We start from the raw sequence: 13,240 nt of genomic DNA, 5'->3' as shown, positions 1-13,240 counted from the left end.
CCCGTGCCCTAGTCGTCCACCGGTCGATGATTTCGACACCGAACGGCACTTTTTATTGGCAGCCGCCCCCATCCAGCTGGAATAACCGCTTCTGGAGAAAACGCTTTTCCTGGGCCTGGCTCGCCAATGACAGTGCACGTTCATAGGCAACACGGGCTCGTTCCTGATGCCCGGCGCGTCGGTGCAGATCGGCCAGGGCGGCATGAAACAGGTGATAGTTCTGGATGGCTTTGTCGGAAGACAGCCCCTCCAACAGCGCCACGCCAGCTTGCGGTCCCTCCACCATCGCCACCGCCACGGCCCGGTTCAGTGCAATGACCGGTGTCGGTGAGCGTTGGTAGAGCAAATCATAGAGACCCACGATGTCGTGCCAGTCCGTCTCCTCAAAACTCGGGGCATCGGCGTGGGCGGCGGCAATCGCAGCCTGAAGTGTGTACGGGCCGGCCGGTGCCTGCCCCAGTGCCCGCATAAGCCAGCTCTTGCCCAGGCGGATTTCGTCCCTGTCCCACAGGGTCCGGTCCTGCTCTTCCAGGGTCACCAGTTCGCCCTGTTCATCTACCCTGGCCGCCTTGCGGGCATCCTGTAGCCCCATCAGGGCCAGCAAACCGAATACCTCACCGTTCGGCAGCAACGTTGCAAGCAGTTCCGCAAGGCGAATGGCTTCGGCAGTCAGGCTGGCGTCGATCAACCCCTCACCGTCGGTACGGGCGTAGCCTTCGTTGAACATCAGGTAGACGACGTGGAGTACTGCTCCGAGGCGCTCAGCAAGGTGTTTGTCATCGGGGACTTCGTAGGGAATGCCCGCCTCACGGATCTTGCGCTTGGCGCGGACAATTTTCTGGGCCAGCGTGGTGGGTTTCTGCAGTAAGGCCCGCGCCACCTGCTCCGTGGTGAGTCCGCACACTTCCCGCAGCGTCAGCGCCAGTTGCGCGTCCACCGCCAGCGCGGGGTGACAACAGGTGAAAATTAACCGTAACTGGTCGTCCTGCAGGGAGGATTCCGCCAGGTCCGGGGTGTCGGATTCCTCCAGGGTCCGGGCCAGCTCGTCGGCGTGGAAGCGCACGGTCTGTCGTCGCCGGATCTGGTCAATGCCCCGGTTCTGGCCACAGCGAATCAACCAGGCCAGAGGATTATCCGGCACTCCCTGTTCCGGCCATTGCTGGGCGGCGGCTGCAAACGCGTCCTGCAACGCCTCCTCTGCCAGATCGAACTCCCCCAACAAACGGATCAGTGTCGCCAGCACCTGCCTTGAGTGCTGACGGTAAACCGTTTCCAGATCCAGAGTATCCATCTCATTGATCCAATAGCTGACGATAAAACTATCGAATAGTGTGGTACATCTTTGGGCAGACTGTCGTGCGCGGATTCATTAAATCGACATTACGGACGACGATCTGACTCACCACCCAGCAGCGGCTCTATGACATCCGGATACTTTTTCTTAAGGCGGTAAAGGCGAATAATTGTAATGATGTTGGTTACCAGCACCATGCCTTCGGCCAGGGTGCCACCCACCGAGCCAATCACGATGTTATTAAGCATCCATGACAGTGCCGCCAGCCCGAGCACAATCCGCAGTGGTATGCCCCGCAACATGAACATACCCACTGTGCCCAGAACGGCGGCCGTCAGTGGAAAAACATCCGTCGGCACCCGCCAGGTAACAACCGCCACCACCAGATTGACAGCCAGCATCACCGCCATGATCCGCCAGCTGCCCTGGAACTTTCGCGCCAGCGCTATCCGCAGAATCACCAGCACCGTCAGCGCCGCCGCCGTCCAGCTTTCGAAAAACGCAAACATCAGGGCAAACGCGACGTTGGCAGAAATCAGCAGCACCATCAGCCGGTCGTCATTCTTGTTGGCAAACCCGGCGATGCAGAAGCCCAGGGCAATCAGGCCGCAGATCTGCCCCAATACGACGGCCAGGGACATGTCGGCAACAAGCCCGGTCATAGTCCCTCAGTCAATTGGCGAACCAGATCGGTGGCTGGCACTTCCCGGCAACCGGAGGCATTTTGCCCGGACCACAAAGGAGAAAAATCACCGGAGCCATTTGCCTCCGCCTTTGCTCGCAAGGGCGCAATTGCTGATGTTGCCAGGGGAAACTCAGGGGCAACCCCGGACATCGGACCAAGCTCTCGCATCACACGGTTCATGATGCCCCGGGCAGGACCGCCGGAGAAGAGATTGGTCAGGGCGGTGTGACGGGCTTGCGGGCTTTTCAGCGCCTCCCGATGGATCGGACGCGTGGTAGCTTCCGGGCACAACAGAAAAGCGGTGCCCAACTGGACACCGGCGGCCCCGAGATCCATGGCTGCGCGGATGCCCCCCGCATCGGCAATCCCGCCGGCGGCAATGACCGGGCAGCGGACCGCCTGGATCACCTGAGGCAGTAGCGCAAACGTACCCATCTGTGTGGACAAGTCCCGGGTCAGGAAGATCCCCCGGTGACCGCCTGCCTCCAGCCCCTGGGCAATGATCGCATCCACCCCACGCTCATCCAGCCAAACCGCTTCTTCAACTGTGGTAGCGGTGGAAATGACCTTGGCACCGGTAGCTTTTACCCTGTTCAGCAAGGTGTCATCCGGTAGTCCGAAATGAAAGCTGACCACTGCCGGCGTATAGGTTTCCACCAGTTGGGCAGCTTCTTCGTTAAACGGGGTGCGACCACCCCCAGCGGGCACGCTCTCCGGATCGATACCGTACTCCAGGTAATATGGGGTCAGGGCTTCCCGCCAGGCTAATTGTCGGGCATCGTCCGGATCGGGCGGCTGGTGGGCGAAAAAGTTCACATTGAAGGGTTTGTTGGTGCCTGCCGCCAGCGTTTCCAGTTCGGCTCGCAAGTCATCGGCACTCAGCATGGCGCAGGGCAGCGAACCCAGGCCACCGGCATTGGACACCGTCAGCGCCAGCTCACTGCCCTGAACTCCCGCCATCGGCGCCTGAATGATGGGTACGTCAATACCCAGAAGTGTTTGCAGTGTCATATCCCTTATTCCCTCTCCCTGCCTGAAACTTTCCCAGACTGCCACAATGCCCGAAATTGAGCCACGGCATTGCTTGTGCCAAAGTGACCAGAGTTCATTAGCGCGGAAACTGCCCAACCATGAAAACCGTGTTTTCTCCCCTCCATGCCCGCCGTACTGTCAAAACCGAACTGGATGGCGGGCTGCTGATCGAACCCCATGAGAAACCCTCACGGGCAGAAACCATCCTGGCACGAGTCCGGAATCAGGCACTGGGGGAGGTTCTGGAGCCGGAAGAGTTTGGCCTTGAGCCCATCAAAAGGGTACACACGGCGGATTACGTGTCCTTTCTGGAAACCTGCTGGGACGACTGGGTCGCCGCCGGCAAACCCGGCGAAGCCATTCCCGCCGTGTGGGCCGGTCGCGGCATGCGCCATCGTCTGCCCAAGGACATTGACGGTCGCCTGGGCTATTACAGCTTCGCGGCGGAAACCTCCATTACAGAGGGCACCTGGGACGCTGCACGGGCCTCCGCCAATGTGGCCCTGACCGCCCAGAAACTGGTAGCCGGGGGCGAGCGCGCGGCTTTTGCCCTCTGCCGCCCACCCGGTCATCATGCTCACGCGGACCTGTTCGGTGGTTACTGTTTTTTCAATAACGCAGCCATCACAGCGCAAGCCTTCCGGGATCAGGGCTACCAGCGAGTCGCCATCCTTGATGTGGATTTCCATCACGGCAACGGTACCCAGGCCATTTTCTACCATCGCAGTGACGTGCTGACCATTAGCCTGCACGGCGACCCGGATCTGGTATTTCCCCACTTCCTCGGCTTTGAGGACGAGATCGGCAAGGGTGACGGAGAAGGCTATAACCTGAACCTTGTCTATCCGCCCAATACCCCTTACAGCACCTGGAGCCAGGGCCTGGAAACCGCCTGCCGGCACATCGAAGCTTTCCGGCCAAAGGCCCTGGTGGTCGCCCTGGGCGTGGACACCTTCGAAGAAGACCCAATCTCCTTTTTCAAGCTCACCTCGGATGATTACCTCACCCTCGGCAAGCGCCTTGAAAAGCTTGGGCTGCCCACGGTTTTCACCATGGAAGGCGGCTACGACGTGGAAGCTATCGGAGTGAATGCGGTGAATGTGCTGCAGGGTTTCGAGGGTAAAAACTGAATTCACGTTAAGATTGCTAGCGTATCTGATTTGTATCTATTTGTTCCCCAATTGAAAATTTACCGCAAATTAACTCCCCGCTGTGCTATTGGTTACGCCGTTGAGCAACATCAAAAAAGGAAAATGGAGAAAATTACCAATGGAACTAAGTAAAAAGATCGGATTGATCGCTCTGGGCTGCGCTATCACATTTAATGCTCATGCGGCCTCACCCTGGGAGAACAAGCTTTTTTTAAGTGGGGGTGTTGGGTACAGCACACTTGATGTTGATGGTGGTCCGGAATTCGACACCTACGGTTTAGCAGGTAAATTTGGGGTAAGGTTCACCCCATATTTTGGGCTGGAAACACGACTGGCTATTGGAGTCACAGAAGATAGCTGGACCATCCCCAGTAACACTGTTGCATCTGACGATTACAAAGACGTTGATATGACCCATGAATACTCAATTGGACAATATGTTGTACTGGGTTATGCCAACAGTTCCAGCTTCTATCCATATGTTTCTCTTGGTTATGCTGCGACCGGCGGCAAACTCGAACTAAACCCGAAAACCAAAGAAAATCGAAATGAGGAAGCTCGGAAAGTGAGCGAGTCCCTGGATGACTCCGACTTTTCGTATGCATTCGGTTTTAATCTGGTCGTGCAAAAAGATATAGCAGTTACTGCCGAATACATTTCTTATCTGGACACTCATGATGCAGATTTCAGCAGCTTTTACGTTGGATTGACTCACCAATTCTGATCAATCTGTTTCTAATCTGCCTGACAATCCCTATGCTCAACGGCGAACATTGTCAGGCAAAAAATCCAGTCAAATAAAGACATTTCTGCCATTCGGTTTGGCGGAATTCATCATTGATGATTAAGTAACCAATAAGCCATGCTTGGTGTGATGCCATCGACGGATATCTATAATGGACCAATACCTGAAGACCACCGAGTATTTCGACTTCGATGAGCCCAACCTCGGCTTATGGATCCAACACCAACTACAAGGTGTCCCGGATGATCCTGTCGAACAGGCAAAGGCACTTTATCTCGCGGTACGTGACACCGTAAGCTACAACCCCTACGTGTTCCAGACGAACCCGAAGACTTTCAGCGCCAGTTACGCCCTGGAGAGCGGCGAGACCTACTGCATTCCCAAGGCAGTGCTGCTGGGTGCGGCGGCCCGTTCCGTTGGTATTCCCAGCCGGCTGGGTCTGGCGGACGTGCGTAATCATCTATCCAGTCAGAAGCTGATCGATTATCTGCAGTCGGATATTTTCCGCATGCACGGCTTCATCGAGCTCTACCTGAACGGGAAGTGGGTGAAGGCAACGCCGGCCTTCAACGCCCGGCTGTGCGAGCTAATGAACGTGGAACCACTGGAATTCGATGGCATCCACGACTCCATCTTTCAGGAATACACCGAATCCGGCGAGGCTCACATGGAATACGTCAACGATCACGGGGTGTTCGACGATGTCCCCCACGATTTTATCGTCGATGGCATCAAAGCAGCCTACGGTCACCTCTTTTCAGCGAATGAAGTTGGAAAAGGCTTCCAGGGCAGCCTGGAAGCAGATGTCAGTTCACCAACGTCCGCAGACTAGGAATCGGGATAGACACCCGGCTCATCGTCATCAAATTCCACATAGAGCGGCCCGGCAATGTCCCGGTAAAAACCGTCGCGCTTGAGCTTTTTCAACTCCCGCGACAGCTCGGTTAAAAAAGCCCGGTTGCTCTCGGTATTGTGGCAGGTCAAGCGATCGAAGCTTTCCAGCAGGGGGCGATCCGGCAAATAACTGAGCTTGTCCAGATACGGCCTGATATCGGGAATCGCACCGATGATAGCCTCAAAACGCCCGTACTCCAGCATTGACACATTCAGGGCGTCATTTCTGGACCAGACAACATCCAAATGATGATTCTCTAGAAAGGGATGAAGAAAGTGTTCCTGGCCGCTGACCACTCCGACCTGTTTATTCTGAAGGGCACTTACGCTGGCAATAGGCGGGTTGTTCTTCAGGGTAAACAGAAAGAAACTGAATTTCCCCAGAGGGAAGCTGAAGATAAGCTCATCCTTCCTGAAATTCTTCTCTAGCGCTTCGGTCGACGAATAAATACAGTCCGCCTCTCCCTGCTCAAAAACCAGTAGCGCCCGCCTGATTGGATAGAACGTTGCGTTCAGTTCAACATCCAGGTTCGCAACGGCCCGGGCCATAATTTTCTGGTATATCCCATCGCCTGCTTCGGTCGTCAGGTGAGAGAAACCAGGGACAGCTAAACGAATACGGTCCCTTTCCGAAGCACCAGCACTGGCGCATAACACGAACAATATCGAGAGCAGAAAACCCCTCATAGACTTGCCTCTGATCAAATCCGGTTCCCCATAACGATAACAGGCATCGGCTGAATCCGATGCCTGTTTTGTTCAAGCCAGAAGATCAGACCTTTGAGTTCAGGCAGCCTGATCGTCCTCAACCGAGTTGCGAATCAGGAAGTCAAACGCGCTCAGCGCCGCCTTGGAGCCTTCACCCATCGAGATCACGATCTGCTTGTAAGGCACAGTGGTGGCATCGCCAGCCGCAAACACACCGGGAATGGACGTTTCGTTGCGGTCGTTGACGATGAGTTCTCCGTGCTGACTCAACTCGATATCGCCTTTCAGCCACTCCGTATTCGGTACAAGACCAATCTGGACGAAGACGCCTTCCAGTGCAACGTGGTGGCTGTCACCGGTGTTACGGTCAGTGTACTGCAGACCGTTCACCTTGCCGTTCTCACCGGTAATTTCGGTGGTCTGGCCCGAGGTGATGATTTCCACATTCTTCAGGCTGCGCAGTTTCTTCTGCAACACGTCATCCGCCCGCATTTCGGCGCCAAACTCGATCAGGGTGACATGGCCGACAATGCCTGCCAGGTCGATGGCAGCTTCCACACCGGAGTTACCGCCACCAATGACTGCCACACGCTTGCCCTTGAACAGCGGGCCGTCGCAGTGCGGACAGTAAGCCACGCCCTTGTTGCGATACTCTTCCTCACCGGGGACACCCAGTTGGCGCCAGCGGGCACCGGTGGAGAGAATCACTGTGCGGGATTTCAGCGATGCCCCATTAGCCAGGCGTACCTCATGCAGACCACCTTTCTGGCTGGCCGGAATCAGCTTCTCGGCGCGCTGCATGTTCATGATATCCACATCGTACTCAGTGACGTGCTGCTCCATGGCGCTGACCAGTTTCGGGCCTTCGGTATAAGTCACGGAAATCAGGTTCTCAATGCCCATGGTATCGGCGACCTGGCCACCAAAACGCTCGGCGGCGATGCCGGTGGAAATACCCTTGCGGGCAGCGTAGATGGCCGCAGACGAGCCAGCCGGGCCACCACCGATGATCAGAACTTCGAAGGCGTCTTTACCGTTGATCTTCTCCGCTTCACGGGCATCCGAATTGGTGTCCAGTTTGGCCACGATTTCTTCCAGCGTCATACGGCCCTGACCAAAGGTCTCACCATTCAGGTAAACGCTCGGCACCGCCATGACTTCACGCTTCTCGACTTCGTCCTGGAACAGGGCGCCATCGATGGAGGTGTGCTTGATCTTCGGGTTCAGCACACTCATCAGGTTGATCGCCTGAACCACATCCGGACAGTTCTGACAGGACAGGGAAAAATAGGTCTCGAACTCAAACTCACCGTCCAGGGCCTGGATCTGCTCGATCACGTCCTGAGAGGCCTTGGACGGATGGCCGCCTACCTGCAACAGTGCCAGCACCAGCGAGGTGAACTCATGGCCCATGGGAATGCCGGCGAAACGAACACCAATATCCGTACCCACACGATTGATGGCAAAGGAAGGGCGACGCACATCCGGATCTTCCTCGGTGCGCAGGCTGATCTTCGCTGACATCGGCTCCAGATCTTCGAGGAGCTCACGCAGCTCCTGGGACTTGGGGCCGTCGTCGTATGCAGCAACCAGCTCAATCGGCTGCTGCAGTTTGTCCATGTAGGCTTTCAGCTGTTCCTTGATATTGGCATCCAACATGTAACGCGTCCTCTTTTTTAACTTCGTGAGACTGAATGTACGAACTCGGAATGAAGTACGAATCGAATATGTGTGAAAGATACGGACTGACTATATAAAGCTCAAATTAATTGATCCAAACCTTTCAATAGGACAGACCTATGCGCAATATCTGGATCGCTGGACGCCGCCCACAAAAACCTGCCGATCAGGTCCGAATCCTGTCCCTATCAGGCAACTCACCGTCCTGTTGGCCCCCTGCCTACTTCGCTTCCGGCTTGCTACTTTAAAAGGCTGAATACAGGGAGGTTTGCCCGCCGGTTTATCTCCCAACCCCGTAGCCGGAGAACAAGAATGAAGGCAGAATCACGTCATAACATACAGCCACGACACGTTCAGTTTGATTTCAGTGACACGCCCCTGTATTGGCTCAGGGATGATGCGTTTTCCACCCACATGATCAACGGTATTCATTTGTTACTGCCAGAGGGCGAGCTCTGGTTCTGCCGTGTCTACAACAAGGCTTTGCCCCTGGTCACAGACGACGACCTGCGAGCCGACGTGCAAGGGTTTATTCGCCAGGAGGCGATCCATTCCCGCGCCCACAGCAAGGCTCAGGACTATCTGAAAGCACACGGGTTAAGCTTTGACGAATACCACCAGCGGATAAGCTGGCTATTCCAGTCCCTGCTGGGCGAACATCCCCTCGGCCTCAAGAGCCTGGACCGCAAGGAATGGCGCAAACAATGGCTGGTCCTGCGGGTTGGTATCATCGCCGCCATCGAGCATTTCACCGGCGTGCTCGGGCAATGGGCGATGGACAACACCAGTTGGGAACAAAGCGGCGATCCCGCCATGGTGGACCTGTTCAAATGGCATCTCGCTGAGGAAGTGGAGCATCGCACGGTTGCCTTCGACCTGTTTGAGCACCTCTGCAAGACGCAGCTGGGTTTTTATGTCAGCCGACAGGCATTAATGGCCCTGGTGTTTCCACTCTTCCTGTATTTCATTGCCGAAGGTGGACGCACACTGTACCGCCAGGATCCCTCCCCCAAGGTAAAACGCTTTGGTCGTATGAGCATGCTCAATATTTTCAGGGAGCTTGAGCGCGTAGGAAAGGATACCGGCAATGTGCCCACGTTCTCGTTTCTGATCAGGGCCACACTTCGCTGGCTTGCACCTGATTTCCACCCCGTTCATGAAGGGGATACCCAGCAGGCACTGGATTACCTTGCCCGTTCCCCGGCAGCAAATCACGTCAGCTGAAATGAAACCCCCCGGAAAACCGGGGCTTGACCAATAGCGAATACCCAACAGCAGCTTGTCAGCGTATCGTGTGCCAAGGACACCGAAACACCACTCTCTGGCACTCAGAATAGGCAACGCATGTTTCTAGATCGTTTCCACTCCGTCCAGGACGGGCACGTACATATCTCTGCGCCGCAGGCCAGTCAGTTCGCCAAAGAGATCGCGGGGGACTTCAACCCCATTCATGATCCGGATGCCCGCCGCTTCTGTGTTCCCGGGGACCTGCTCTTCGCAATCATTCTGGCCCGTTTCGGACTTTCGCAAAACATGACCTTCCGATTCCGAAGCCTGCTGGGCGCAGACGTGCCATTACGGTTTGTGGAGACCGAGAGCGGCATTGACGTCTGCGATGACGCCGGCAAGGTCTATATCGAGGTGACCAGCAGTGGTGCCCGTACCGAGGACCAGCAGCTGATCGAGGATATTACCCGCGCCTACGTGGCCGCCTCCGGCAAGAACTTCCCCCACACCCTGAAACCGTTGATGGAGTCGAACGGGGTGATGTTCAATCCCGATCGCCCGATGGTCATGTACGAGAGCATGAGCCTGGCCCTGAACAACCTGGATCTGCCGTCGCCAGACCTCGAACTGAGCAACGCAACGCTGGATGCGGCCGGAAAGCGGGGCAACGTTCTACTGGAGTATCAGCTGACCGCCGACGGCAAGGCCGTGGGTGAAGTCACCAAGCGCCTTGTGCTGAGCGGCCTGCGGCCTTACCACCCGGATGCCATGGCCAGCGTCATCGAGGAGTTCTATCGCCTCAAGGCCCGTGGCACTGCGGTTCCCCCAGACACAAAAAACCCCGGATAATCCGGGGTTTTTTGCTCTTGAGCTACTCTCGGGGAGGAGCTTAGATCTTGCCAACCAGGTCTAGGGAAGGAGCCAGAGTCGCTTCACCTTCTTTCCACTTGGCTGGGCAAACTTCGCCCGGGTTGTTGCGAACGTACTGGGCAGCTTTAACCTTGCGCAGCAGATCGTCGGCGTCACGGCCAATACCTTCAGCAGTGATTTCCACCGCCTGGATAATGCCATCCGGATCGATCAGGAAAGTAGCGCGGTCTGCCAGGCCCTGACCTTCACGCATCACACCGAAGTTGTTGGTGATGGTGCCAGTCTGGTCGCCAACCATGAAGTAGTTGATCTTACCAATGGTCTCGGAAGCGTCGTGCCATGCCTTGTGGGTGAAGTGGGTGTCAGTGGACACAGAGAACACTTCCACGCCCAGCTTCTGCAGCTCTTCGTACTTGTCTGCAACGTCACCCAGCTCGGTCGGGCAAACAAAGGTGAAGTCGGCCGGATAGAAGAAAAAGACAGACCACTTACCTTTTACGTCAGCTTCGGAGATTTCAACAAACTCGCCCTGTTTGAAGGCGGTGGCGTTGAACGGTTTGATCTCACTGTTAACAATACCCATATGAAGTAACTCCCGTTTTATGGATTCAAGGGTTGATGAATGAACGGCGCCTAAGTTAAAGAACTCAGGCGCCAAGATAAAATTGATAATTCCCAAACCAAAGATAGGCGCAGTCTATCTTCAAATGAGAGCGAGGCAAAACCCCGTGTACCGCCCTTTATGGAGACGGAACTGGGAAATTCAATCGTTCAGAGCGCCACGGATGGACTATTATTAGGGGTCTGAAGGGAGGACAGGGCCATGCAACGATGTCTTCTGCTACTCATCTGCCTGATGGCCACCGCCTGCGGCGGGGGCTCGGGAAGCAGCTCCGGGGGGGAGACCATCGGTCTCTCCGAGCGTCCGAGTAACACTGAATGTCTGGCCTTTGAGGGTTCGAGCGAGGTTGAACTGACCCCTGTAGCATCTTCCTTCAGCTTCAACTCCCCCTTGCTGATGCTGCCCCATCCCAGCCAGACCGGAATTTTCTATGTCGTTGAGCAGGGCGGAGTCATCTATCGCCTTGACCTGACCACCGACACCCGGACCCAGCTGGCAGACCTGTCCGAAGCCTACGCACTCAGTACCTGCGGCGAGTGTGGGCTGCTGGGCATGGCGTTTGATCCGGCATTTTCCACCAACGGCTTTCTGTATCTGTCGTTCACTGAAGACACCAGTGCCGGCATGACCTCGTTCGTCGCCCGCTTCGAGTCCGCCGACAATGGCCAGAGCCTGCGCCAGGATACCAACGGTGCCCTGCTTCGCAACAACCTGCTGGAACAGCCACAGCCCTTCAGTAACCACAATGGCGGCCATATCACTTTCGGCCCTGACGGTCTGCTGTATGTGGGGCTGGGCGACGGTGGCAGCGCCAACGATCCCGGCAACCGGGCCCAGGACCTGTCCACGCGGCTGGGCAAGATCCTCAGACTCAACCCCGATGGCAGCCCGGCCAGCAACGACATTCCGGGCGCGCTACCGGAGATCTATGCCTATGGTCTGCGCAACCCCTGGCGATACAGCTTCGATCGCGAGACCGGCGATCTGTGGGCCGGCGATGTCGGCCAGAACCGGTTCGAGGAAATCAGCCGGATCACCCGCGGTGGCAACTATGGCTGGCGCTGCTACGAAGGCTTTGAACGCACCAGCAACAGCTGCGGTGACTCCCCCTCCGGCCCGTTTATCGATCCGATAGCGGCCTATGGCCATAATGAAGGCGTTTCCGTCACCGGTGGCTACGTCTACCGCGGCGACAACATTCCTGCGATGCAGGGGGACTACCTGTTCTCCGATTTCGGTTCAGGCACCCTCTGGGCACTCAACGAACAGCCGGACGGCAGCTTCGAGCGTCGCATCCTGCTGGAAACCGGCCGCAACGTCGCTTCCTTCGCGGAGGATAGCGCCGGCGAATTGTACCTGGTGACCTTCTCCGGCCTGTTCCGCATTGACCCGGTCGCTGTCGAGACCGAACTGCCACAGCAGTTGTCCGACACCGGCTGCGTCCAGGCCAACGCGCCCTGGCAGCCAGCAGACGGGCTGATTCCCTACACCATTATTGAGCCCTTCTGGTCCGACGGTGCCGATAAAACCCGCTATCTGGCACTGCCGAACGGCACGAATATTAAGGTCGATGACAGTGGGGATTTCAACCTGCCCAGGGGCTCCGTACTGGTGAAAAACTTCCTGCTGGACCAGAGCCTGATCGAGACCCGCCTGTTCCTGCACAACGCCGATGGCAGCTGGTCCGGGTACAGCTATCAATGGGACGAGGCCGGCACCGACGCCGAGCTGGTGGACGGCAGCCAGGAGGTGGATGTGGGTGGCCAGATCTGGCATTACCCATCGGCCGGCGAGTGCAGTCTGTGCCATACCGCCGCTGCGGGCTTCAGTCTCGGCCTGGAAACCGCGCAACTGAACAGGGACTTCACCTACCCGCAAACCGGCATCACCGCCAATCAGCTGGAGACCCTGGCCGGCATTGGCGTACTGAGCGATTCACCGACACCGGAACAGCTTAGCCAGAGCCTGAGCCGGAGCACCGATGACACCAGGCCGGTCACCCCTCGGGCGCGCAGCTATCTGCACAGCAACTGCAGTCATTGTCACCGCCCCGGCGGCACCACCCAGAGCTCCCTGGATCTGCGGCTCACCACCCCGCTGAGTGACACCGGCGCCTGCGGAGAGCCCCCCGAAAACGACGACCTGGGCCGGACCGGCGCGCAGCTGCTCACGCCCGGAGACGCGGAGAACTCACTGCTGTACCTGAGAATGGTCGCTGAGCAGGAATTCCGCATGCCACCGATCAGCATCCTCCAGCCGGACACCGAGGGTGCCCAGCTGATCGCGGACTGGATCAATCAGCTGGCCAGCTGCAACTGACCCACACCAGCCC

General features: G+C 57.0%; 12 protein-coding genes. 6 read left to right on the top strand and 6 right to left on the bottom strand.

Annotation, left to right across the window (positions count from 1 at the left end; translation table 11 throughout):
• Positions 1-52 precede the first annotated feature (52 nt).
• The 3 genes from Q0Y21_RS05980 to Q0Y21_RS05970 all read right to left on the bottom strand — a co-directional run bounded on the left by Q0Y21_RS05980 (position 53) and on the right by Q0Y21_RS05970 (position 2,990).
• Entirely contained in the window at positions 53-1,291 is a 1,239-nt protein-coding gene (locus Q0Y21_RS05980; RefSeq protein ID WP_297792592.1) for an RNA polymerase sigma factor, read from the bottom strand.
• A gap of 89 nt (positions 1,292-1,380) precedes the next feature.
• Positions 1,381-1,956, bottom strand: coding sequence for a YgjV family protein (locus Q0Y21_RS05975; RefSeq protein WP_297792590.1), 576 nt, complete (start codon positions 1,954-1,956; stop codon positions 1,381-1,383).
• Complete coding sequence (locus Q0Y21_RS05970; protein ID WP_297792588.1) at positions 1,953-2,990, bottom strand: nitronate monooxygenase; 1,038 nt, start codon at positions 2,988-2,990, stop codon at positions 1,953-1,955. The genes Q0Y21_RS05975 and Q0Y21_RS05970 overlap by 4 nt, the downstream gene beginning before the upstream one ends.
• Positions 2,991-3,109: 119 nt before the next feature.
• On the opposite strand from Q0Y21_RS05970, the gene Q0Y21_RS05965 reads away from it, so the two are divergent.
• The 3 genes from Q0Y21_RS05965 (at position 3,110) to Q0Y21_RS05955 (ending at position 5,739) form a co-directional block, all read left to right on the top strand.
• Positions 3,110-4,141, top strand: coding sequence for a histone deacetylase family protein (locus tag Q0Y21_RS05965; RefSeq protein ID WP_297792586.1), 1,032 nt, complete (start codon positions 3,110-3,112; stop codon positions 4,139-4,141).
• A 100-nt stretch (positions 4,142-4,241) separates the two neighbouring features.
• Positions 4,242-4,886 carry a porin family protein gene (locus Q0Y21_RS05960; RefSeq protein ID WP_297792584.1) on the top strand — a complete coding sequence of 215 codons (645 nt, stop codon included), beginning with the start codon at positions 4,242-4,244 and terminating at the stop codon, positions 4,884-4,886.
• A gap of 172 nt (positions 4,887-5,058) precedes the next feature.
• Complete coding sequence (locus Q0Y21_RS05955) at positions 5,059-5,739, top strand: transglutaminase-like domain-containing protein (protein WP_297792582.1); 681 nt, start codon at positions 5,059-5,061, stop codon at positions 5,737-5,739.
• On the opposite strand, the gene Q0Y21_RS05950 is transcribed toward Q0Y21_RS05955, so the two are convergent.
• Complete coding sequence (locus tag Q0Y21_RS05950) at positions 5,736-6,506, bottom strand: transporter substrate-binding domain-containing protein (RefSeq protein ID WP_297792581.1); 771 nt, start codon at positions 6,504-6,506, stop codon at positions 5,736-5,738. The genes Q0Y21_RS05955 and Q0Y21_RS05950 overlap by 4 nt on opposite strands.
• An 81-nt stretch (positions 6,507-6,587) precedes the next feature.
• On the bottom strand, positions 6,588-8,168 hold the full coding sequence (ahpF, locus tag Q0Y21_RS05945) for an alkyl hydroperoxide reductase subunit F (protein ID WP_297792579.1): 1,581 nt from the start codon (positions 8,166-8,168) through the stop codon (positions 6,588-6,590).
• 333 nt (positions 8,169-8,501) lie between these two features.
• On the opposite strand from ahpF, the gene Q0Y21_RS05940 reads away from it, so the two are divergent.
• Positions 8,502-9,413, top strand: coding sequence for a metal-dependent hydrolase (locus Q0Y21_RS05940; protein WP_297792577.1), 912 nt, complete (start codon positions 8,502-8,504; stop codon positions 9,411-9,413).
• Positions 9,414-9,533: 120 nt separating this feature from the next.
• Positions 9,534-10,265: a DUF3581 family protein gene (locus Q0Y21_RS05935; RefSeq protein ID WP_297792575.1), complete on the top strand. Its 732-nt coding sequence runs from the start codon at positions 9,534-9,536 to the stop codon at positions 10,263-10,265.
• Between the two features lie 40 nt (positions 10,266-10,305).
• On the opposite strand, the gene ahpC is transcribed toward Q0Y21_RS05935, so the two are convergent.
• The gene (gene ahpC, locus Q0Y21_RS05930) at positions 10,306-10,869 is read right to left on the bottom strand and encodes an alkyl hydroperoxide reductase subunit C (RefSeq protein ID WP_012138039.1); all 564 of its coding nucleotides are present in this window, start codon (positions 10,867-10,869) and stop codon (positions 10,306-10,308) included.
• A 240-nt stretch (positions 10,870-11,109) separates the two neighbouring features.
• On the opposite strand from ahpC, the gene Q0Y21_RS05925 reads away from it, so the two are divergent.
• The gene (locus tag Q0Y21_RS05925) at positions 11,110-13,227 is read left to right on the top strand and encodes a PQQ-dependent sugar dehydrogenase (protein ID WP_297792572.1); all 2,118 of its coding nucleotides are present in this window, start codon (positions 11,110-11,112) and stop codon (positions 13,225-13,227) included.
• Positions 13,228-13,240: the final 13 nt, after the last annotated feature.

The organism is uncultured Marinobacter sp. (assembly GCF_947259545.1).
Taxonomy (GTDB): domain Bacteria; phylum Pseudomonadota; class Gammaproteobacteria; order Pseudomonadales; family Oleiphilaceae; genus Marinobacter.
Note: the sequence above shows the minus strand (reverse complement) of the source record. Positions and strands in the feature narration are given on the sequence as shown.